The 22,281-nt window shown below is 67.6% G+C and carries 23 protein-coding genes; 19 read left to right on the top strand and 4 right to left on the bottom strand.

The window, feature by feature from the left end; all coding sequences use genetic code 11:
- Positions 1 to 218: 218 nt before the first annotated feature.
- Positions 219 to 1,508, top strand: coding sequence for a S53 family peptidase (locus IQ210_RS45325; RefSeq protein ID WP_194085099.1), 1,290 nt, complete (start codon positions 219 to 221; stop codon positions 1,506 to 1,508).
- A gap of 110 nt (positions 1,509 to 1,618) precedes the next feature.
- On the top strand, positions 1,619 to 1,906 hold the full coding sequence (locus IQ210_RS45320) for a hypothetical protein (protein WP_194085098.1): 288 nt from the start codon (positions 1,619 to 1,621) through the stop codon (positions 1,904 to 1,906).
- Here the strand turns inward: IQ210_RS45320 and IQ210_RS45315 are convergent.
- Positions 1,903 to 2,547, bottom strand: a complete 645-nt coding sequence (locus IQ210_RS45315) for a Uma2 family endonuclease (RefSeq protein ID WP_228049599.1) — start codon at positions 2,545 to 2,547, stop codon at positions 1,903 to 1,905. The two genes, IQ210_RS45320 and IQ210_RS45315, sit on opposite strands and share 4 nt — an antisense overlap.
- A 103-nt stretch (positions 2,548 to 2,650) precedes the next feature.
- On the bottom strand, positions 2,651 to 3,094 hold the full coding sequence (locus tag IQ210_RS45310; protein ID WP_228049598.1) for an ATP-binding protein: 444 nt from the start codon (positions 3,092 to 3,094) through the stop codon (positions 2,651 to 2,653).
- Positions 3,095 to 3,281: 187 nt separating this feature from the next.
- On the opposite strand from IQ210_RS45310, the gene IQ210_RS45305 reads away from it, so the two are divergent.
- The 11 genes from IQ210_RS45305 (at position 3,282) to IQ210_RS45255 (ending at position 12,961) form a co-directional block, all read left to right on the top strand.
- Positions 3,282 to 4,124, top strand: a complete 843-nt coding sequence (locus IQ210_RS45305) for a helix-turn-helix domain-containing protein (RefSeq protein ID WP_194085097.1) — start codon at positions 3,282 to 3,284, stop codon at positions 4,122 to 4,124.
- Positions 4,125 to 4,134: 10 nt separating this feature from the next.
- Positions 4,135 to 4,461 carry a DUF397 domain-containing protein gene (locus IQ210_RS45300; protein ID WP_194085096.1) on the top strand — a complete coding sequence of 109 codons (327 nt, stop codon included), beginning with the start codon at positions 4,135 to 4,137 and terminating at the stop codon, positions 4,459 to 4,461.
- A gap of 109 nt (positions 4,462 to 4,570) precedes the next feature.
- Positions 4,571 to 6,742 carry a PrsW family glutamic-type intramembrane protease gene (locus IQ210_RS45295; RefSeq protein ID WP_194085095.1) on the top strand — a complete coding sequence of 724 codons (2,172 nt, stop codon included), beginning with the start codon at positions 4,571 to 4,573 and terminating at the stop codon, positions 6,740 to 6,742.
- Positions 6,739 to 7,611, top strand: a complete 873-nt coding sequence (locus tag IQ210_RS45290; RefSeq protein WP_194085094.1) for a hypothetical protein — start codon at positions 6,739 to 6,741, stop codon at positions 7,609 to 7,611. Before IQ210_RS45295 ends, IQ210_RS45290 begins: the two co-directional genes overlap by 4 nt.
- 198 nt (positions 7,612 to 7,809) lie before the next feature.
- Positions 7,810 to 8,466 carry a hypothetical protein gene (locus IQ210_RS45285; protein ID WP_194085093.1) on the top strand — a complete coding sequence of 219 codons (657 nt, stop codon included), beginning with the start codon at positions 7,810 to 7,812 and terminating at the stop codon, positions 8,464 to 8,466.
- Positions 8,454 to 9,503 carry a hypothetical protein gene (locus IQ210_RS45280; RefSeq protein ID WP_194085092.1) on the top strand — a complete coding sequence of 350 codons (1,050 nt, stop codon included), beginning with the start codon at positions 8,454 to 8,456 and terminating at the stop codon, positions 9,501 to 9,503. The genes IQ210_RS45285 and IQ210_RS45280 overlap by 13 nt, the downstream gene beginning before the upstream one ends.
- Before the next feature lie 41 nt (positions 9,504 to 9,544).
- Positions 9,545 to 9,859, top strand: coding sequence for a hypothetical protein (locus IQ210_RS45275; RefSeq protein ID WP_256780055.1), 315 nt, complete (start codon positions 9,545 to 9,547; stop codon positions 9,857 to 9,859).
- Positions 9,856 to 11,136, top strand: a complete 1,281-nt coding sequence (locus tag IQ210_RS45270) for a putative T7SS-secreted protein (protein ID WP_194085090.1) — start codon at positions 9,856 to 9,858, stop codon at positions 11,134 to 11,136. Before IQ210_RS45275 ends, IQ210_RS45270 begins: the two co-directional genes overlap by 4 nt.
- Positions 11,137 to 11,148: 12 nt before the next feature.
- The gene (locus IQ210_RS45265) at positions 11,149 to 11,721 is read left to right on the top strand and encodes a hypothetical protein (protein ID WP_194085089.1); all 573 of its coding nucleotides are present in this window, start codon (positions 11,149 to 11,151) and stop codon (positions 11,719 to 11,721) included.
- Positions 11,718 to 12,416 (top strand): hypothetical protein, encoded by a 699-nt coding sequence (locus IQ210_RS45260; protein ID WP_194085088.1) that lies wholly within the window; start codon positions 11,718 to 11,720, stop codon positions 12,414 to 12,416. Before IQ210_RS45265 ends, IQ210_RS45260 begins: the two co-directional genes overlap by 4 nt.
- Entirely contained in the window at positions 12,413 to 12,961 is a 549-nt protein-coding gene (locus IQ210_RS45255; protein WP_194085087.1) for a hypothetical protein, read from the top strand. The genes IQ210_RS45260 and IQ210_RS45255 overlap by 4 nt, the downstream gene beginning before the upstream one ends.
- A 22-nt stretch (positions 12,962 to 12,983) precedes the next feature.
- Here IQ210_RS45255 and IQ210_RS45250 read toward each other — a convergent pair whose 3' ends face one another.
- Positions 12,984 to 14,216, bottom strand: a complete 1,233-nt coding sequence (locus IQ210_RS45250; RefSeq protein WP_194085086.1) for an HNH endonuclease signature motif containing protein — start codon at positions 14,214 to 14,216, stop codon at positions 12,984 to 12,986.
- 341 nt (positions 14,217 to 14,557) lie between these two features.
- On the opposite strand from IQ210_RS45250, the gene IQ210_RS45245 reads away from it, so the two are divergent.
- The 6 genes from IQ210_RS45245 (at position 14,558) to IQ210_RS45220 (ending at position 21,679) form a co-directional block, all read left to right on the top strand.
- A complete protein-coding gene (locus tag IQ210_RS45245; protein ID WP_003991275.1) occupies positions 14,558 to 14,866 on the top strand; it encodes a hypothetical protein in 309 nt (102 codons plus the stop codon).
- A gap of 196 nt (positions 14,867 to 15,062) precedes the next feature.
- Complete coding sequence (locus IQ210_RS45240) at positions 15,063 to 15,872, top strand: hypothetical protein (protein ID WP_194085085.1); 810 nt, start codon at positions 15,063 to 15,065, stop codon at positions 15,870 to 15,872.
- The gene (locus IQ210_RS45235) at positions 15,862 to 17,223 is read left to right on the top strand and encodes a hypothetical protein (RefSeq protein WP_194085084.1); all 1,362 of its coding nucleotides are present in this window, start codon (positions 15,862 to 15,864) and stop codon (positions 17,221 to 17,223) included. Before IQ210_RS45240 ends, IQ210_RS45235 begins: the two co-directional genes overlap by 11 nt.
- Positions 17,220 to 18,779 (top strand): SCO6880 family protein, encoded by a 1,560-nt coding sequence (locus IQ210_RS45230; protein ID WP_194085083.1) that lies wholly within the window; start codon positions 17,220 to 17,222, stop codon positions 18,777 to 18,779. The genes IQ210_RS45235 and IQ210_RS45230 overlap by 4 nt, the downstream gene beginning before the upstream one ends.
- Positions 18,780 to 18,793: 14 nt before the next feature.
- Complete coding sequence (locus IQ210_RS45225; protein ID WP_194085082.1) at positions 18,794 to 20,224, top strand: ATP-binding protein; 1,431 nt, start codon at positions 18,794 to 18,796, stop codon at positions 20,222 to 20,224.
- Positions 20,225 to 20,242: 18 nt separating this feature from the next.
- Entirely contained in the window at positions 20,243 to 21,679 is a 1,437-nt protein-coding gene (locus tag IQ210_RS45220) for a TraM recognition domain-containing protein (protein WP_194085081.1), read from the top strand.
- A 4-nt stretch (positions 21,680 to 21,683) separates the two neighbouring features.
- Here IQ210_RS45220 and IQ210_RS45215 read toward each other — a convergent pair whose 3' ends face one another.
- Entirely contained in the window at positions 21,684 to 22,229 is a 546-nt protein-coding gene (locus IQ210_RS45215; RefSeq protein ID WP_194085080.1) for a GNAT family N-acetyltransferase, read from the bottom strand.
- Between the last annotated feature and the right edge of the window lie 52 nt (positions 22,230 to 22,281).

Raw genomic sequence — 22,281 nt, 5'->3', positions numbered from 1 at the left:
AGGTCAAGCAACCGCCGTACGCAGTCCATTGAGCGGCCATCAGGAAGTAAGCCCCGACCCCCGTTCGGTATGGCGGAAGTCAGGATTCCACCACCCGCCTTGTTGTCACGTACTCAACAAGAGACCGTCGTTCCGGGCCGCCGCCCGCCGCCGGGGACACCGCACCGGCGACTCGCACCCGCACTGCTCCTGTTCCACCACCTTCAGGAGGCTGCACGATGCGCACGACCCCCACCGACAGACCTTCCCCGCGGACGAGATGGCGCCGTATCGGCACCGCGGCCGCCGCCGCGACGCTGATGCTCGCCGGCCTCGGCACCGCGGCCGGAGAGGCGAACGCGGCCGTCCCGTCCAAGGTCACCTGGGCCGCGACCCCCTGCTCGACCCCCAAGAAGACGGGCGAGCTGGCCTGCAACTCCCTCCGCGTCACGGGCGGCACCACGGCGTTCCAGCGGGCGAACGGCGTGACCCCCAAGGCCGCTGACGCCACCACCCCCTCCGGCTACGGCCCGAGCGACCTCCAGGACGCCTACGGCCTGACGTCCGCCGCCGCCTCCAACGGCTCCGGCGAGACGATCGCGATCGTCGACGCGTACAACGACCCCAACGCCGAAGCGGACCTGGCCACATACCGCTCGTACTACGGCCTCTCCGCCTGCACCACGGCCAACGGCTGCTTCAAGAAGGTCAGCCAGACCGGCTCCACGACCTCCCTCCCCAGCAACGACACCGGCTGGTCGGAGGAGATCTCCCTGGACCTCGACATGGCGTCCGCCATCTGCCCGAACTGCAACATCCTCCTGGTCGAGGCCAAGTCGGCCACGATGGCCAACCTGGGCACGGCGGTGAACGAGGCGGTCAAGCTGGGCGCGAAGTACGTCTCGAACAGCTACGGCGGCAGCGAGTCGTCGAGCGACACGACGTACGACTCCTCCTACTTCAACCACCCGGGCGTGGCCATCACGGTCAGCGCCGGCGACAGCGGCTACGGCGCGGAGTACCCGGCGGCGTCGAAATACGTGACGTCGGTGGGCGGCACGGCCCTGACGGCCTCCTCGACGACCCGAGGCTGGTCGGAGACGGTCTGGAAGACCAGCAGCACAGAGGGGACGGGTTCCGGCTGCTCCTCGTACGACGCGAAGCCGACCTGGCAGACCGACACCAGCTGCACCAAGCGCATGATCGCCGACGTCTCGGCGGTGGCCGACCCGGCGACGGGCGTCTCCGTGTACGACTCCTACGGCATCACGGCGGGCTGGTACACCTTCGGCGGTACGAGCGCGTCCGCGCCCATCATCGCGGGCGTCTACGCCCTGGCGGGCACCCCGGGCAGCAGCGACTACCCGGCGTCCTACCCCTACGCGGCGGCAGGCACCTCAGCCCTCAACGACGTGACGTCAGGCAACAACGGCACCTGCACCACGAGCTACTACTGCACGGCCAGGTCGGGATATGACGGCCCGACAGGCTGGGGCACCCCGGAGGGAGTGGGCGCCTTCACCGGCTGAGACCCGCACCGGTACCGGCACTGACGCCGGCACGGATACTGAGGGGCGGGCTGTGGCGACGAGCCGCGGCCCGCCCTTTCGTCATGTCCGATACCCACGGGGGAAGTCACATGAAGCGCACACTCGCAGCCCTTGCCACCGTCGCCGTCCTCACCACACCGCTGCTGACGGCCTGCGGCAGCGACTCGAAGCCCGTCACCGGCACGGTCATCGGCAAGGACACGGACAACGAGTGCAAGACAAAGAAGAAGAACGGCAAGAAGACCCGCAGCTGCCACACCGAGTACGAGCTGACGGTCCGCACGAAGAGCGGCGACGAGGAGGAGGTCGACGTCAGCAGCAGCGCATACGACGCCTGCACGAAGGGAGCGGCCTACCCCAAGTGCACGACGCGCTAGCGCTTCGGGCCCGTGATCGCCTCCCCGATCACGAAGCCCTTGGCGGGCCCTTCAGAAAGGGTGACCTCGGTGCCGTAGGGGACGCGATGCACTCCCACCCAGTCGGCCTTGTCGGGCTCAGGCTCGGTGAGAACGGTGACGGTGCCGTGGCTGTCGTAGTCGTCGATGATGACGTACACGGGGATCCCGGCGCGGGCGTACTCACGGCGCTTGCGGACACGGTCGCGGTCCTGGTTGCGCTTGCCGGGTGAGACGACCTCGACGATGAGTTGCACGAACTCGGCCTTGACCCCCATGTCGTCCTCGTCGCCACAGGACTCCGTGTCCTCCGGGGCGACGAAAGCGTCCGGGATCCACGCCTTGTGTTTGTGGATCACGTTCACGTCCTGATGGCAGGCGTACTCGCCTTCGTCCAGGAACTTGTCCAGGGCCCTTCGCACACGATTGGCGATCAGGCCGTGCGAGCGGCGGGCGGTGGGCGACACCTCGATGGCTCCCTCGATGATCTCAGCGCGGTAGCCCTCGGGGAGTTCCATGGCTTTCCATGCCTGCCACAGGACCTCGTCCAGGTCGAGTTCGTTCAGGGGTTCGGCATGAGCCTGGGACATGGCCTGAGGCCTCTCGTGTGCGAGAGCGGTCAAGGTGGCACCTCCTCCTCAAGTGTGGGCTGGGTGTGCACGAGGCACAAGCAACACGATCACGGTAGGTACGGCGACGGGGCTGACCAGGGGCAATGCCTACGACTCACCCGATCGGGCAACGGCGACTGGTCACCGGCACTCGGCCCACAACAGCTTCCCGCCCCTCGACGCACCGAGCTCCCGCAGCACGGACGACGGAGTCCGCGAAGGCCCGCACGAGGTGCAGTCCGCGGCCGTTCTCGGCGTCGGGCGGGGGGACGGCGATGTCGGCGCCGCCGAATCCGGGCGGAACCCGTGGGTCGTTGTCCCATACGGCGACCCGGAGGCGGCCGGGTTCCATCGCTCGAAGGCGGAGGGCGTAGGGGCCGGTGGTGTGCCGGTGGGCGTTGGTCAGGAGCTCGGAGGCGAGGAGCTCGGCGACGGGGACGAGGTCGGAGAGACCGTGGGCGGCGAGGACGGTACGGAGGGTCGCGCGGGCGATCCCCGGTGCGTGTGGATCGTGCGGGAGGTGGAGGGTGTAGGCCCAGGGCGGGGTTACGGTGGCCATCGGAAGTCTCCGATCACGGTGGGGAGTTGAGTGGTGACCCAGTGACGGTGCCGCCCCGTCGGGCGGTGTGCTTCTGGGTGTGGGGCCCAAGAAGTAAGGTAGCGGCGAGCAGTGAATACGTTCACGATTTCTCCGGTATCGCGATTACTACCACCCATGTGAGTGACAGCGAGGAGGCGGCAAGCCCGTGAGAAACCCAACGGGTCGCCAACTACGGTTCGGCGCCGAGCTGCGCAAACTGCGAGAACGGGCCGGCCTGAGCGCCACCGAGGCCGGTCAACTGCTCGGCATCAAGCAGGCGCAGGTCAGCAACATGGAGGCCGGCCGCGTAGGGATGAGCGCCGAGCGGGTACGCGCAATCACGTGTCACTACAAGTGCGCGGACAAGGCTCTGATCGACGCACTGGCGAACATGACCTCGCAGCGCCACCGCGGCTGGTGGGAGGAGTACCGCGAACTCCTGCCGCCCGCCCTGCTGGACCTCGCCGAACTCGAGCACCATGCCGTACGCCTACGCGCGTCTGTCACCGTTCACATCCCGGGCCTGCTGCAAACCATCGACCACGCGCGTGAGCTGTTCCGCCAGGTGATTCCCGAGCTCTCGCCACCGGACATCGAGCATCGCGTGTCGTTCCGCATCAAGCGCCAAGCGGTGCTCTTCAGGGACGCGCCGACCCGGTACGAGGTGATCGTCCACGAAGCCGCGCTCCGGATGCAGTTCGGTGGACCCGCCGTGGCCAAGGCGCAGTTGCACCACATGCTGGACATGAGCGAGCGGGACCACATCACCGTACGGGTACTCCCGTTCGCCGCCGGATCGTTCCCCGGTTCAGGTCAGTCGGTCTTCTACTCCAACGGTCCGGTACCCCAGCTCGACTCCGTCCATCTCGACCAGTCCCACGGGCCGGTGTTCCTCGACGCCGAAGCCCAACTGCACATGTACCGAACGCTTCTTGACCGCATGGAAGCCAACGCCCTCCCAGCGACGAAGTCGCGGAACCTCATCCACCACATCGCCCAGGATCTGTAAGGAGTCACCCATGCCCCGCCTCACCTGGCAGAAGTCGACCTACTGCGGCTCGGGCGACTCCTGCATCCACGTAGCCGCCACCCCCGAAGCCATCCATCTCACCGAAAGCAGCGACCCCACCGGCGCGATACTCACGGCCACCCCGGCCACCTTCGCCTCCTTCCTCACCACCCTCAAGCAAAGCCCCCTCCCCTCCACCCCCGCCCCCGACACCACCCCGATCCACATCCGCACCGCCGCCACCACCGTCACCACCGACCGCGCCAAATGGCACGCCTTCGTACTCGGCGTAAAGGCAGGCGAGTTCGACCACTTCGTCACCGCACCGGCGAACTGAGCCGACGTCCACCCGTCTCACAACTCCCTTCCCGACCCGGCAATCGTCTGCCTAGCATCGCGTTCACAGTCACGAACGGATGTTGTTCCGGCGCATCGGGGGGCCTGGCGTGACGTTGGTGATGGCGGTGGCGGCCTTCTGGGGCGTACTGCAACTCTTCGCGATCTCCTGGCCGAAGCGTTCGGTTCGCTTATCGACCGTTCTGCTGGCGCTGGCGGTCGGCGTGTACGGCTGCGGCGTGGCGACGGCCTTGGTGCAGCTCGCGTACACCCGGATCTACGCGGAACAGTCGGGGCAGTCGCTGGTGACTGTGGTGAACACGACCGGCTACACGGTGGCGCCCTGGGTGGAGGAGTTACTAAAGGCCACCCCGCTGCTCCTGGCGGGGCTGAGCCTGAAGGTCCGCCGGCAATGGGGCCTGACCGACTTCGTGGTGATGGGCGCAGCCCTGGGCGCGGGGTTCGGGCTGCTGGAGGCAGTACTCCGTTTCGGCCTGGACGCGGACCGGGCGATGCCCCGTGACGGAGGCTGGATCATCCCCGACAGCTTGTCCCCGCCCTATATCCCAGGCCTGGCGCAGGTGTTGACGTCCTGGCTCCCGGCACCGTTCAGCCAACTCGACCTGGGCGGCCCGGCGGTCACGGAAACGTTCACGCATCTGGTGTGGACAGCCATGGCCGGCTTGGGGGTGGGACTGTTCTGGCGCGCACGCGGCTGGATGCGGCTGCTGTCGGCGCCCCCGATCCTGGCAGCCGCGGCACACCACACGCTGAACAACTACGCGATCCAGGAGCATGCCGCAGGCGCCGACCAATGGCTGGATTCCCTGGACGGTACGGCGTGGGCGGCACCCCTGGTATGCCTGGCCCTCGCCATGGCCGTCGACCTACGCCAACTCCACCACGGCAAGCGCACCTGGCCCGGCCTACTGCTCACCTCCGAACGCGCCGACGGTGACAGCCTGGGAGCCCTGCTGCGATGCGCGACCTGGCGCCTGCCCTGGAGCATGCTGCTCGTCCTGCGCTACGTCAGACTGCGACGCTCCGTGCTGTACGCCGCTGCGTCGGCGCCGCCCGAGGAGACCGAAGAACTGCGGCAAGTGGCCGCGGGGATCACGACCCGTATGGACGCGGCCGACAACCAGCGCGCCTGGCAGACCTTGGACATCCGCGCCTGGCTGAACGCGGTCCGAAGGGCCCACCGCTCTCGGGGACGGTGGCTTCTGCTGATCCCGTGCGTGCTCATGCTCCCCTCACTCCTCTTCCTGGGCGTTGGCTCGTTCACCTCCACTGCCGGACTCCAGGAGTTCTTCAATACGGGTTCGGGGCCGAACATCCTGATGGGCTTCGGCATCGCCACCCTGGCCTGGATCACGTACCAGCTCACCACCCTGTTACGCACCTGGCGGGCGACATCGGCCCACCCCATGGGGGAAGTGCTGGCGACCCACCGCTTCCGCCTCGGAATCACGCTGGGCGCCGCGACCACCGGCACGCTCCTGCTGTGGCGCGGACTCGGCGACGCCGGTGCCGACGGCAGAACCATCCGCACGTTCCACCTTCTCGACGCCCTGAACACCTTCCTGGTCTACCTCGGCTTCGCCCTCCTCCTGCTCTCCCTGCTCGCCCTGTTCCCGCCCGGAGGCCTCGCCCTCGCCGGGGGCGGAGCGGTCGGCGCCCTCACCGCCGAGGCCGCACTCAACGCCGGCCTTCTCGGTACGGCGGGGCTCGTCCTCATGGGGCTGGGCGCCTCGAACGGGGGCGGCGACGGCAACGAGGGCACGCCATCGGAATCCAACGGCGGGGCATCTGGTTCGGGCTCAGGGCAGGGGCACGGGAAGGGACCATGGCAGGCGGGCGACAAGATCGAAGGACCGGCCAGGGGCAAGCAGTTGCGCTTCCCCAATTCCCGGCACACGGTCTCCGGGTCGGGCAGCGGCATGGTCAAGGAACGGAACAGCGTCATCATGCGCGGCCATGAGCAGGAGGTGGCGCAGGACATCGAGGGGATCGCGGCAGGGCGAGCCGAGTGGGTCAACATGCTGTCGCGTTACAGGATCAATGGCCGCACATACGGCATCGAAGAAAACGGAACGGTATTTCCTGACAGTGGATCAAACATAGTGAATCTGAACAGGATCGAATATGGCGCCCTCAAAGAGATCGTCCGGGCGCGAGGCGACCTGTCGGCAGCACCACGCCTCACCAGAGATCCGAAGTTCATCGAGAACCCTGAGGCCATCGAAAAAGCCTTGAAGATCTACAACGGGATCATTCCATGATGTACAACCTGCTGGTCACCGATGCGGCGGAACCGTCCAGCCTTGCAGCCGTCCTGGCGACGGCCTTCAACGTCGGTCGCCGAGATGTGGACGTTGCCAATTCCCTCGGCGATCCCGACCTGCGGAACTGGGAAGCCGCCGTGTCCTGCGAATACAGCACCCTTCGCGGGCACCTGGCGTGGTCTTTGGAGATCTACGCCCAGAAATCCGTCACCGACCCTCCTTCGGAGCCGGCGCTGGCACAGCAAGTCGCCACAGCAACCGGGGCAGTGGTCTTCTTCCCTGCCGAGGAGGACCTGCCGAGTGCCTACTGGGCAGCCACGCCCCAAGGACACCTCACCCGTGCGCGACTTTACGAATCGAATGACGAAGAGCCCGTCTACGTTGTCGACGCCATCGAATCCCCGGTGCCACAGCTGCCGAACGTACGAGTCATGAGGATCCCGGAAGTGGTCAGGGAGCTGAGGATCCCCACTCCGATCTCCGACGGCTTCGACGAACTGCTTCGCGCACATCCCCTGCCTCCCGAGAGCGCGGAGTATCGCGTATCGGATTACCTGGGAGCGTGGGAGAGACTCGTCAGCCACATGGGATCGGGGTGGGCCGGTTCAGGCTGGTGCCCCCCGGACCTATACCAGGAGCGCCTCGAAGCGCGGGACGGCCTGGAACGCCTCGCGCCACAGCTCACCGACGCCGAAGCACTCGCAGGTCACCTGCGTGATGCCGTACGCCAGTTGGACCACACCTACGTACGGCTCACCGCGGAAGACCAACGGGGCGAGCTGGCCCACCTCTTGCTCGGGACGGCGGCGCGGCAGCGGCAACTGGGCTGGTGGTGGCACCGGCGACCGGAGCCGCTGCCCTGGTGATCGAGACCGAGGAAAACGCTCACAGACTTCGTTGCGTTACGAAACGGTGATCGCTCAAGCACGCTACGCATGGCGGCATCTGTCGGCATTTGCCCAGTTAGGGAACCGGGGTTGACGTAAACCCAACTGGTGTCTTCTCAAGACCCATAGATAGCGTTGGCACACTCGTGAGAACCCTCGCCCCACCGGGAGCCATCCGTGAACCGCCGCCCCAAGCTGCTCGCAGCCGCCGCGCTGACCGCTGTCGCGGCCCTGTCGCTGTCCGCCTGCGGGGGCGACGACGACAGCGCCAAGGGCAGCGACAAGATCGCGGGCGCTGACACCGCGGGTGACGCATCAGCATCCCCCACCGCTTCGGCATCAACCGCGTCTGACCGGCCGAAAATCGAGCTGCCGTCGGATCTGACGTACACCTTTGAGTGGCCCACGACGGGCGACGAGGACAAGGACGCAGTCCTGGCCGACAGCGAGCAGTTCATCAAGGCCGTCGACATGGCCATCGCCGAACAGGACCCGCTCAACAAGGCATACCGCTACTACTCCGACGGTGAGGCGGCAGCGGGAAGCAAGAAGTTCATCCAGGAATTCGTGGACTACAAGGATCGCATCACCGGGGCCAAGCGCTACTACAGCGCCAATGTCAAGATCAACAGTGACGGCACCGCGGGCTTCGTCTACTGCGAAGATCAGAACAAGGCGTACAACAAGAGCCTCAAGACCGGCAAGACCGACGTGACCCCGGCCTCGAAGGACAACTACGTCCTCTACAACAGCCGACTTCGGGTCAACAAGCAGGGTGTCTGGATCACCGAGACTCTGACGTCGCAGCGCGGGAGTGCCGCATGCCAGTCCTGAAGCACGGCAGGCCGGCGGTGGTTGCCCTCGCCGCGGCTGTGGCCCTCGTGCTGTGCTCACCACAAGCGTTCGCAGGCTATGGCCACGATGGCAGCACCAACGGCTCCAAGACTGACGAAAATGCCTCGGGCGGAGCCAACGACGGCAGGCTGACCTCCACGGTCTCCGCCGGAATCGTCTACGACCGCTCGAAGAACGGCAGCGGCAAGTCGACCGGCGCCGTCACATCGACCACCGCCTCCTGGACTCCCCCGGCCTGCTACTACGCACCGAAGTACACGCCCAAGGAACTTGAGGCGCAGATGAAGCAGGTGTGGGAGAGCAGCGCGCCGAGTCACGAGTGGGCGCTGATGACGCAGAACTACTTCGTCAACGGCGACCCCTACAAGGACTTCAACAAGGACAAGGCAGACGACGGTTACTGGTGGGACGCGTACGTCACCGAGGGCCGGGAGGCGGACCCGGGCGCCAACGACTGCGACGAAATGCCGTTCTGGGTCGACAAGGGTGACGCACCGCCGGCCAACCGTCCGCAGGCCATCACCGCCGAGACCCTCGCCCAGCTCGCCTACGGCGAGATCCGCGTCCCTTCCACCAAGGTCGACCTCGCCCCGGAGAACACCACGAAGGTGAACCTGCCGACCTGGGCCTGGCTGGATACCTCGGACTTCAAGCCGGTCTCGGTCACGGCTTCCGTCCCAGTACTCGATCTCAGCGCGACAACCACCGCCGAGCCGATCTCACTGAAGATCGAGCCGGGCACGGGCGACGCTGTCACTTACCCGGCCTCCGGCGAATGCGCGATCAACAACGGAAAGATCGGCGAACCGTACGCCAAGGGCAAGGCCGGCGAAACCCCGCCGTGCGGCGTGAAGTACCTGCGCTCCTCCGGCAACGGCTCGTACAAGCTCCAGGCGACCATCACCTGGAAGATCAGCTGGACGAGCACTACCGGCCAGGGCGGCGATCTCCCGAACGGTACGTTCGGCGCCGACCAGGACGTCGTCGTACAGGAGATCCAAGCCGTCAACCGGTAGGCAGCAACGAGCAGTTCGGGACCTTCATGGGGGGATTCGGCGTGGCTGACAGGATGCAAGCGGACCTTGACATGATCAAGGACTGCTCGGACGCACTTTTCCGTCTCCACAAGGAGTTCGACGAGCACGGCAATCCCGCTGAGGGCTACGGCGACGAGCTGGGCAGCAGCACGCTCCGCGACGTCTTCGACGACTTCTCCGACACGTGGGAGAAGAACCGGAAGAAGCTGATGAAGGACATCGAGAACCTGGCCAAGTTCACGCAGAACGCGGCCGAGTCCTACGACGGTCTCGACCACGAACTCGCCAACGCCCTCCGGGACGCCAAGAAGAGCGGGAAGAAGGGGAAGAAGTGACAGCCCGCCCGAAGGACTGGTCGCCGCTGTACGACTCCGATCCCGTACCCGGCGACCCCGACGAAGTGGCCAAGCTCGGCAAGAAGCTGCGCGCCATGGCCGACGAGATCGACAAACAGGCCCGCAACATCAAGGCACTGTCCTCGGTCGACGGCTGGGACAGCGAAGCCGGCCGGGCCTTCCACGAGACGGCGGGCGACACCGCGGGCCGGTTGAAGAAGGCGTACGACCGCTACGACGAGGCATCCATCGCACTCGGCACCAAAGTCATCGACGGGGAGAGCGACGAGTACGCCAGCGAGCTACACCGGGCACAACGCCTGGCGGACAGGGGTCTGCAGGAGTACCGGGACGCCGAGGTCGACTGCAAGGCCGCCAACAAGGTGCTGGAACCGCTCAACGGCAAGGTCCTGACCGGCGACGACGCGGTGACGCACAGCAAGCAGCAGAAGAAGCACGACGATGCCGCGCAGCTCATGCTCGAAGCCGAGAAGAAGATCATGCGGGCGAAGTCCATCCGCGACGAGGCCGCACGCCGCGCCGCCAGGCGGATCAAGAACGTGATCCACCATGACGGGGTCCATGATCCCGGCGGGCTCATGGACTGGCTCGCGGACCACGCCGACTGGATCTCCACCCTGGGAACAGTGCTGGCCGTGGCGGCTCTGGCTGCCGCCATCTTCCTCGGCCCCATCACCGCGGTGGCTATCGCGGTGCTTGCCGCCGCGACCAGCGCCGTCGCCTTGACCGGCCGTCTCTACGACGTCTTCGCCCGTGGTGGCAAGCTCGATCTGCTGAAGATCGGTGTCGATGTACTGGGGCTGTTTCCCGCGTTCGGAGCTCTCAAGGGGATTTCGGCGGCGGCCAAGGGGGCACGATTTCTTGCCGCCAGAAGCGGCATCTGGGCCGGGTTCACGAACGGCTTCGGTGTGAAGAGGATCAACGACGGGGTCAGGCTCGCGTCCAAGATTCTCTCGAAGAAGGGGATCACCAAGATCAAGCTCCCCGCGGAGGGATTCAACCCGGAGGTGGTGACCCGGTGGCTCAAGGGTGCCGCGCTCGGCAACGCGTATGTGCACTCTCTCGTCAGGCTGCGTTCTCGGTTCGGCGCCGACGACACCGTGCACGACGTCTCTCCCCCGCCTGGCGATGCTCGCCCCACACCGGCACCGGACACGTCACCGAGCGCCCCATCCGGATCGGGAACTCCTTCACCGACGCCGCAGCCGTCCCCGTCGTCGACCTCGTTCCACGCCGCCCTGGCGCCCGCCCGATAGGAAGACACATCCATGGGTGACTACCACGCGCTGAAACCCGGACAGTTCGTCGACGACCAGGGGAGCGTGCACGACCTCATCCCCTCGTCCGTCATCGCCTCGGTTCCATCGGCCAAGGCGGCGGCGGCGCAGTACGGACGCGCAGTGCGCTTCGACTTTCTGGATGACCGGGCCGTGCAGTGGTTGCTGTTCCAGCGCCGCCAGGACACGGAGAAGGGCAGCGTTCTCGGCTGCCTGCTGGCCATTCCGCTCTTCGTCTTCGGGCTCGGCGCCTGGCCGTTCTGGGACCTGGTCGCGTCCCAGAAGTCCCGCCCGTTCCAGATCGGCTTCATCGTCGTGGACGCACTGATCGTGTGCGCCTCCATCCTGGCGACCTACCTGGCGCGGCGGCGAGACCTGCTTGATCCGACGATCCGGAACATGCGGTGCCGGGTCCGCCTGTACCGCAAGATCGTCGGCATCGCCCGCCGGGGCGGCGCCGACATCCCGAGCCTGTATCCGTACTACGGGATGTACGTGACCTCCCGGAAGTTCTTCCCTGACGCCCCCGAACATCCCATCCCCGAGAAGGAAGAGCCGGCGTGACAACCCAGGTCGAACTGTCGGAGTTCATCCCCACCCACCCAGCACCGCCGGCCCTCAACGCAGACGACATCCACGTCCGCTGGGTGATGCCCGAACTCTTCTACGACCTCCCCCTCCACGAAAAGGACGACGACGAAGCGATCCGGCTGCTGGAGGAACTCGCCGACAAGGCCCTGTCCGGAGCGACCGAGGACGACAGGACCAGGTTCGCCGTGATCTGCGCCCTGGGCTTCGACGAACTGCACGCGGCCGGGGCCGAGTATGCGGCCATCGGCGTGATCGCCGTGAACGACACTCCCTGCACCGCCACGGTCTTCGCAACGCTCGTCGACGCCCCCGACGTTGACGGCATCCCGGCCCAGGTCAGCGCCATCGCCTCCAGCCTCCGTCAGGCGGACGCCAACGAGGTGTCCGAGCTCGAACTGCCCTGTGGCGCGGCCGTGTCGTGCATCGGCACCCGTGAGTCCAAGCTCATCGGCGACCTGACCGAGACCGGCGAGAGCATCGTGTTCCCAATCTGGTTCATACGCGTATTCATCCCTCTGCCGAATGGCAGCACCGTGGTGATGGAGCTGAGTACCCCGACGCTGGTCGGCTGGGACACCTTCTCCACCATGTTCGGGAACGTCGTGAGCAGCATCCGCCTGTTCACGTCGGACGGCACCCCGCTGGTCACCTCCGGGACCACGGCGTGACCACGGCCGAGGCCCCGCCATCGGACTACCGGCTCCTCGTCCCCCGCGACTGGTTCCGCGTCGACCTCACCCACGAGCGCTGGCGCCGCCAGCTGAAGACGTTCGTCGACAAGCAGTCCACGGGGAGCGGCGCCTCCGCGGAGACCACGCGACGCATCTGGACGGCCCTGCGGAACGCCGCCGAATCCGGCGTGGCGCAGGGCGCGTTGGAGTTTTTCCTGAAAACCGAGTCGCCGGATGGCGCCGCCGTCCCGGCTTCACTCCTGGTCTCGATGGCGCCGTCCCCACGCGGGCTGGCCCCGCGGACAGGTGACTTCGCCCGAGCCCTGGCCCGGCGAGTCGATGCGAGCACGACGGTGGACGTGGTCGAACTGCCCGCCGGGGAGGCAGTGCGTACGCTCACGGAAACGGCCATGGATTTCCATGTCCGTATGCCCGGCGAAGTCGGTTACCTCCACCTCGCGTTCTCCATCCCTCTCAGTGGCACGGACAGCCTCATGGGCAACCTCTGCGACGCCATCGCGCACTCCCTCCGATGGGTCTGACGGACACATGGGGCGGCGGCGGTCAGGGTGACGTCGATGATGGCTCCCTGCTCGCGTCTCTCGCCGCGTTGTGACGCTCCACGGCGACTCGGAGCAGGATCTCGCGGAGCGTCTCGCGTGTGCGTCCACGTGTCTTGACAGCGTGGCAGTTCGGGCAGAGAGCCACCATCTGGCTGGGGTGATCGCGGCCCCCGAGAGCGAGGTCCACCACGTGATCGACTTCGAGTATCGGCTTCCTCGCCTCGGTCAGATCCTCGGGCTGCCCCGTGCAGCCGGGGTTCTCGCACCGCCCCTCGCAACGGTCCAGGACGGCCTGTCGCGCCCAGGCCGAGCGCAGGGGGTTGTGCGTCGTGCGGGTGACCCTCCTGCCGCCGTTCCTGGCCTCCTGCCGCTCGGCGTTCCGGCACAGACGCTCGTAGCGGGCCGCGTCGAGGAGCCACTGCTCGGGCCGGCCGTCAGGTTCGTCGGTGTCGACGTCGTCGGCCACCTCATCGTCGTACAGACCGACCTCGGTAAGCAGCGGACCGTAGTCGAGACCCTCGAAGAACGTGGACAACAACTCCTCGATCACCGAGAGGCGGGTCTCGCCGGAACGCCGTACCAAGTCGTACACCGGCTCGGGGAGCCCGCCGAGCGGTTGGTTGTCCGTGAACCAGTTCCGCAGCCGGGCGTCACCGTGGGCGGTCGGCACCACACCCGAATGGTTTCGCAGCTCCCAGAGGCCGGCGCGATACAGGGCTGCGACGGGATAGTCCGGTCGCGAACGCTCGCCGCGCGCTCCGTACCGTTCCAGGAGAGAGCCGACGGCCGCGTCCGTGTCGTGCCAGGACACCAGCCGGGGCTCGCCGCGCCGGGCCCGTCCGATGGCCCAGAGCAGGGTAATCGGTTGATACAGCGCGGGGCGTCCGGACGAACGGTTGGCCCTCAGCCTGGTGATGCTGTCGACGAGGGCACCGGGAGTGGCATCGGCGCGCACCATCTCCTGCTCGACGGTGTAGCCGAGACCTCTCAGGAGCCCCGCGGCATGCTGCGCCCCTCCGGAGAAGTGGCTCGCCGTCAGCGGTTCCTGGCCCGTCAGAAAGCCGTGCGCGGCGCCGACGATGGCCTTGGAGTCGTACTGCCTGCCCTCGTACGACAGCAGATAGCTGCGGGCACGCCGGAAGCCGTAGCTCTTGAGGAAGAGATCACGCCCCAACCGGTCGCACTCCTCGATTGCCTTGGCCACCTCGGAGCGGGTTATGTCACTCAGCGCCATGGTGGGAACAGTAAGCGACAGCCCATGACCTCGACGCCTTGCTGCCTGACCCTCCGTCACCCGCAACGCGGCATACGGGGTTAGCCTTCACCCACAGAACATGGATGCAAGAAGGGGTCAACGACGGAACCACACGAAGGTTCCGCTCAGGCCTCATTGCCCGGCGTGACCTGCCGTGATACACAGAGTGACCGGACGAGTACCAGACAAGCATTCGTACGAAACTCGCCAATCAATGACGCCAAGTCGACATACGACGGCGGATTTGTCGGCGACAATGAGGCCTGACCTCTGCGCACCCGCAGGGGAAGCGGAACTACCCACCAGGGGCGGTGACTTACATGCTCTTTGCGGCCGACAAGGGAGACATCAACACCATCATCGGCGGGATCGCTCCGGACTGGGGCCCCTTCGGCAGCCTGGGCAACGAGGCGAAGGTGATGATCGAGGTCGTGATGGCGGTGGCCATCCTGCTCTGCCTCGGCATCGCCATCTGGGGCGCCGCGAAGCAGCGCATCGGCGCGACCGCGCTCCGCGACACCTTCAGCGCCGAACAGGGCAAGGGCCTCATCATCGCCGGCCTCACCGGAGTCTTCATCATCGGTTCACTCGGCACGCTGTTCACCATCGTGTACGGCATGGCGGTCTAGCGGGTCATCCAGGCCATCCCTCCAGTCCCTCCGGGCACGCCCGGCTGTCCCCCACCACCCACCCGCCCGTCGTGCCCACCGGCTGAGGTTGCGTTTCCCTGATGTCCAGTCACCACACCGCGCCCGCGCGGGAACCAGCACGGCTACCGTCGTATGCCTACGAGTTTCCGCACGACGTCGAGGGGGCGTACGCGGCATGAGTCTCGGGGACGAACGCGAGGGCTCCGGCGGTTACGGAGGCACGGGTCAGACCCGCACGCGCCTGCCGGACGGCGGCGGCGACGTGTACGGCGGCGCCCGGAGAGGCGGCCGCTCATCATCCCGAAGCCTCGTCACGGTGGTCGGCGTGGTGGTGGTCCTCATCGCCGCGATCGCCTTCGCGAACCGCGGCGGGGACGATACCTCTTCGGAAACGGGCGGCGGCAACAAGCCGGTGACTTCACCTACGGCGGCGACGGGGAAGACGCCGGTGGGGTCGGGGTTCGCCCATGACTCGCAGGGGGCGCAGAGTGCGGCGGCGAATTATGCGGTGGAGCTGGTTTCGGCCGACATCCTCAAGCCCGCCCGGCGAGCCGAGATCGTCCAGCAGGTGTTCGTCACCGACAAACAGGCCGAGCTCTCCGCCAAGTTCGACAAGGCGTACTCCAAGGACTTCCTGAGCAACCTCGGCCTGGACGAGAACGGCAACGCAGCCACCGGCCAGACCTACGTCTCACGGACCGTGCCGATCGGCACCACGGTCACGAGCTACTCGGCCAACGCCGCCACCACCGAGGTCTGGTGCACCGGCCTCTTCGGTACCGCCGGTGGCGACTCGACCAACCCTGTCACCAGTGACTGGTTCACCCTCACCCTCCAACTGCGCTGGGCAGAGGGTGACTGGAAGGTCGACAGCTTCTCCCAGAAGGACGGCCCCGCCCCAGTCCCCGGGGACAACAAGGCCTCCAGCGCCGACGAGATGTCCAAGGCCGTCGAGGAGTACGGAGGGTTCTCTTATGCCCGGTAGCCCACGCCGCGCGCTCAAGGTCGCCGCCGCCCTCACCACCGTACAAACGGCAGCCGTGCTGCTGGCCACCCGCGCCGCCGCAGCGCCCACTCCTACCCCCACTCCCACGCCTTCACCGTCCCCGTCGGCATCGAGCAGCAACTGCGACCTCATCGTCGGCCCCGCCAAGGACTACTGCGAACAAGGCAACGGCACCGGCTCCGGCGGCTCCACCACCCTCGACCCCACCTCCTCCCTCGACCCCCTTTCCTCCCTCGCCAAGGGCTGTGCCGACGCCGCCTCCTGGACCGTCGACAAGCTCAGCGAGGCCGTGAAGGACACCGCGAACGTCGACTTCACGAACCCCAAGTTCCTCCAGCAGTACGCGGTCGTCTTCGCGGCGTCGACCGTGCTGACCCTGCTCCTCTGGCTGCTGGCCGTCGCCAAGCGTGCCGTACGCGGCGTCCCCCTGAGCACCGCCATCAGCGAGGCGATCGGGTTCCTCTGGCTCACCGTCCTGGCCTCGGCCTTCACCCCGCTGATCCTCTACACCGTCGTATCGGCGACCGACGGCATCACAGAGGTCCTCGCGAAGACGACCGGCGACCAGACGGACACCTTCTTCGGCACCTTCTCCGGCGCCCTCAACAAGGGCGAGGACATCGGCGGCGGCCCGATCATGCTGATCGTCGTGTCACTGGTCAGCATCCTCGCCGCCGGAATCCTCTGGCTGGAGCTCGTCATCAGGGCCGCCCTGCTCTACGTGGGCGCACTGCTCGGCACCGTCGTCTACGCCGGCCTCGTCGACAAGAACCTGTGGGGCCACGTCCGCCGCTGGGCGGGCATCATGATCGCCGTCATCCTGGTGAAGCCGGTGATCGTCATCGTCCTCGGTCTCGCCGGCGCACTGTCCACCGACGACGGCCCCGACGCCTTCTCCGCGGTCGTCTCCGGCCTCGCCATCATCCTGCTCGCCATCTTCGCGTCGGCGATGATCTACCGCTTCGTCCCCGGCTTCGGCGACGAGATCGCCGGCTCCCGCAACAACCGCATCATGCAGGGCGCGGAAGGCAAGGCGGCCGCCGTCATCAGCAGCCCCGCCACCCTCGTTGCGCAGGGCATCAAGACCCACAGCACCCGGGCCGACAACAACGGCGGCGGACAAGCCTCCGGAGGCGGCGCCCGCCCCTCCAACCCGGCCTCCGGCGGCGTCGCCGCCCACAGCACGCGCGGCTCGAACGGCGGCGGCGGTGGCGGCGGATCTGTCCCCTCCGCCGCCCCCTCGCCCCGCTCGAGCAGCCCGGTGAACACACCCCATGCCAGCAACACCCGCAACAGCAGTAACAACCGCACGGGAGGTGAAGGGCGTTGACGACCGAGTCCCACGTGTCCCATCCGGTCACGCCCCGCCGTACATATCTGATCGGCCGCGCCCGGCCGAACGCGATCGTCGGCAGAAATCGTGAGACCGGCGAGATCGCGCTCATCATCGGCGGCGCGTTCCTCGGCATGATGTGCGGGCTCCTCGTCCCGGTGCTGTCCCTGCGCATCGTGCTGCTGATGGGCTTCCCGCTGCTCGCACTGGCGGCGGTCTACGTGCCGTACAAGCACCGCACGTTCTACAAGTGGTTCGAGATCAACCGCAGTTACAAGCGCACCCTCAAGCAGGGCACCGTCTACCGCTCCGGCGTCATGGAGGCCGGCACCCGCGTCGACGGCCGCGAGGTCGAGATCGGCCCGCCCCCCGGCATCGGCCGCATCACCTGGCTCGCCGCCCCCTTCGGCCCCGACGAGATCGCCGTACTCCTGCACGCGGACCGCCGCACGGTGACGGCCGCGATCGAGATCGAGGGCCCCGGCGTCGGCCTGCGCGACTCCGAGGACCAGGAGGCGCTGGTCGACCGCTTCGGCACGCTCCTCAAGCACGTGGCCAACGGCGACGGATTCGTCACCCGGCTGCAAATGCTCGCCCGCACCCTTCCCGCCGACCCGGACGCCCACGCCAAGGACGTGGCCGTACGTGGCGACGAGAAGGCACCGGGATGGCTGCAACAGTCGTACGACCAGCTCCAGTCCATGGTCTCCACCAGCAGCGAGCAGCACCGCGCGTACCTCGTCGCCTGCATGCACTACACCCGCGAACTCTCCGCCGAGGCCCACGCGATGGCCCGCGCTGCGCGCCCCCAGTCGGGCCGCAAGCTGGACCGTGACGCGGGCCTGGCGGTGGTCATGGCGCGTGAACTGACGGACATCTGCTCGCGGTTGCAGGAGGCGGACATCCGCGTACGACAGCCGCTGGGCCAGGGCCGTCTCGCCTCCCTCATCCACTCCATGTACGACCCGGACCACCCCATCGACCACATCCAGGCGATGACCAAGCGCAACGCCTGGCCGGCCGAACTCGACGCCATGGAACCGACGTTCCTCCAGGCGAAGACCCGCGAGTCCTCCACCCGCGCGCCCTGGTGCCACGCCACCGCCTGGGTGAAGGAGTGGCCGATGACCCCCGTCGGCGTCAACTTCCTCGCGCCCCTCCTCGTCCACACCCCGGACGTCATCCGCACGGTCGCCGTGACGATGGACCTCGAACCCACCGAGGTCGCCATCGAGCGCATGCTGACGGAGAAGACGAACGACGAGGCGGAGGCGTCCCGCGCCGCGAAGATGAACCGGACCGTCGACCCCCGCGACATCGCCGCCCACAACCGCCTCGACCAGCGCGGCGAGGACCTTGCGAGCGGCGCGGCCGGCGTCAACCTGGTCGGCTACATCACCGTCTCCTCCCGCTCCCCCGAGTCCCTGGCCCGCGACAAGCGGACCATCCGGGCCTCGGCCGGAAAGTCGTACCTGAAGCTGGAGTGGTGCGACCGCGAGCACCACCGCGCCTTCGTGAACACCCTCCCGTTCGCCACCGGAATCCGAAGGTAGAGGCTGATGCGCTGATGCGGGACCCGCTCTCCGTCCTGACCGACGCCTTCACGTCCTTCCTCTTCGGGAAGGTCGAGACGACCCGCCTGCCCGTCCGCACCTCCACGGGCCAGGCCCAGGCGGTCTATCTGCCCACGGCGGCACCGGGGTTGGGCGACTCGGGCGTCATCATCGGCCGCGAGGTCTACTCCGGCAAGGGCTACATCTACGACCCCTTCCAGCTGTACGGCCAGCAACTCCCGGCCCCGCACTGGCTGGTCCTCGGCGAGTCCGGCAACGGCAAGTCGGCGCTGGAGAAGACGTACGTCCTACGGCAGTTGCGCTTCCGGGACCGGCAGGTCGTCGTCCTGGACGCCCAGGGCGAGGACGGCGTCGGTGAATGGAACCTCATCGCACAGGAGTTGGGGATAACTCCCATCCGCCTGGACCCGATGGCCGCCCTGGACATGGGAATCCGCCTCAACCCCCTCGACCCCGCGATCACGACGACGGGCCAGCTCGCGCTGCTCCGCACCATCATCGAGGTCGCGATGGGCCACGGCCTGGACGAGCGCTCGGGCTTCGCCCTCAAGGTCGCGCACGCCTACGTCAACGAGACGATCGTCGAACGCCAGCCGGTCCTCACGGACATCGTCGAGCAGCTACGGCATCCCGAGCCGGAGTCCGCCGAGGCGATGAACGTCGACATAGACGATGTACGGGCGTGGGGCCTGGACGTCGCCCTGGTCCTGGACCGGCTCGTCGACGGTGACCTGCGCGGCATGTTCGACGGCCCGACGACGGTCGGCATCGACCTGGACGCCCCGCTGATCGTCTTCGACCTGTCCCACATCGACCGCAACTCCATCGCCATGCCCATCCTCATGGCCATCGTCGGCGTGTGGCTGGAGCACACCTGGATCCGCCCGGACCGGAAGAAGCGCATCTTCCTGGTCGAGGAGGCCTGGCACATCATCAACAGCCCCTTCGTGGCCCAGCTCTTCCAGCGCCTGCTGAAGTTCGGCCGACGGCTGGGTCTGTCGTTCGTGGCGGTGGTCCACCACCTGTCCGACGTCGTCGACGGAGCGGCGGCGAAGGAGGCCGCGGCGATCCTGAAGATGGCGTCGACCAGGACGATCTACGCCCAGAAGGCGGACGAGGCGAGGTCGACGGGACGGGTGCTGGGCCTCCCACGCTGGGCGGTGGAGATCATCCCCTCCCTCACGCCCGGCATCGCCGTCTGGGACGTCAACGGCAACGTCCAGGTGGTCAAACACCTGATCACCGAGACGGAACGCCCGCTCGTCTTCACGGACCGCGCGATGACCGAGTCCTCCGCCGACCGCGACCTGACGGACGACGCCCTGCGCGCGGCCGAGCTGGAGGCGGAGGAGCGAGCGGCGGCCTTCGTGGAAGCGCACATGGAGCAGCAGCACATGGGCGGCTCCGAGTCGACGGTGGCGTAGGCAGGGAGGCGGGCTGTGGTGCGACCTGACGACCGCCGGCAGCAGGAGGGCCAGGGCGGCATCCCGGACGGGCTGCTGGTCGGCATACTCGCCTTCCTCATCGGCATGACGCTGATGGTCTGGTCGGCCACCGGCCTGGCCGGCTGGTTCGCCCACGGCGCCTGGCCCGACGGCGTCACCTTCACCCGCACTCCCCTGGCCATGCGCCAACTCATCGGCCAGCCCCACGACATGCCGGGCGCCTGGCCGGAGACCCCGGCGGCCCAGCTCTCCGGCTACGGCCTCTTCTGGGGCCTGTTCATCGGCCAGCTGATGGTCCTGGTCGTGCTCACCGTGTTCGTGCTGGGGACGGTGGCCCGTTGGAGGGCGGTACGACGGGCGCGGAAGGCGGCACCTCAGGTGGCGCCGCGGACCGTGCCCGTGGAGCAGCCGGCGACTCCCGAGCCCGTTGTCGAGAGGGTCACGCACCACGAGGTGCCCACACCGAGGGCGGAACCGGTGCCCGTCTCCGCGACGACGGTCCCCCAGCGGGTGGAGAAGGTGCTGGTCGCTCCGCGGGAGACCCGCCAGACCACGGCGACCCAGGCGGTCCGAGACGCGGAGGGCCCCACCCTGGTGGTCACGTCCAACCCCGCCATCTGGTCGGACACGAAGGACGCCCGCGCCAAACTGGGCCCGGTCCACCTCTACGACCCCACCCACCTCTGCGACACCCCGGCACGGCTGCACTGGTCTCCTACGGCAGGCTGCGAGGACAAGCAGACGGCGAAGGCGAGGGCCGCCGCGCTCCTCACCCCGGTCCGCCCGACCGCCCGCCTCGACCAGGCGGTCAGCGACACCGCGGAAACGCTCCTGCGGAGCTATCTGCACGCCGCCGCCATAGACGGCCGCACCATCCGCCACGTCCACCGCTGGTCCCAGGGCACCCAGATCCAGGACGCGGTACGCATCCTCCGTACGAACCCGAAGGCGGCCCCCGGCGCGGCAGGTGAACTGGAAGCCACCCTCACCGCCCACCCGGAACGCCGGGACATCGCCCAGGAGTTGACCGGCCGAGCCCTCTCCGCGCTCTTCACGGTCAACATCCGCGAGGCCTGCACTCCAAACCGAACTGATGCGCTCGCCTTGGATTCCTTCGTCGACGAAGGGGGCACGCTTTACGTAGTGGGGGAGTCCATCGAGGACCCCAGGACCAATCCGGGCGCGATGCCACTCCTGACGGCCCTCGTCTCCAGCGTGGTCGAGCGTGGCCGGCGCATGGCCGAACGGTCATCCTCCGGTCGCCTCGACCCACCACTGACGCTCGTCCTCGACGACGTCGCCGCCGTGGCTCCGCTTCCCCAGCTCCCGGAGCTGCTGGCCACCGGAGCGGACCGGGGCCTACCGACCCTGGCCCTGCTCCGGTCAAGGGAACAGGCAAGGGCCCGCTGGCCGCACGACGAGCTCCCGGTCTGACACCTCACTCACGCTCGAGCGCGAACTCCAACTCGGTCTCCGTGGACGCCTGCGCCAACGGCACGGTGACCCCGGTCGGCTCGAACCCCACCTTCCGATAGAACCGCTGGGCCCGCGCGTTGTCCTCGTGCACGATGAGCCGGACCCGCTCGGCACCCCGCGACCACGCCCACTCCAGGCCGGCGTCAAAGAGCACTTCGGTGAGTCCGATCCCCCGATGGTCAGGCTGCACGAACACCCCGACGACATGCCCCTGCCGCCGCTCGACGGGGAACCCGGCCCAGTCGGTGGACCCGGCCTCCTCCATCAGTACGGTCAGCGTCCCGACCCACTGCCCATCAGGGCCCTCGGCGATGATCTGCTGGGCACCCTCAGCGCCCTCGGCACCACCCGCGGCCCGCTCCTGCCAGAAGGAGTCCGGATGCCCCAAGGCCGCCTCATAGGTCTCCAGAAAAGCGAGATGCGCGACGGGATCTTGAAGCGAGGCAAGCCGGATCGCCTTCGCCTCGGGCCACTCGTCGGCTTGTATGGGCCGTACCTTGTAGTTCATGCCGGCCACGGTAGTACAACGCAGAAAACCCCCGTACCGAATTAACGGTACG

The organism is Streptomyces justiciae (assembly GCF_015163075.1).
Classification (GTDB): domain Bacteria; phylum Actinomycetota; class Actinomycetes; order Streptomycetales; family Streptomycetaceae; genus Streptomyces; species Streptomyces justiciae.
This window is presented reverse-complemented; position numbering and strand designations above follow the sequence as displayed.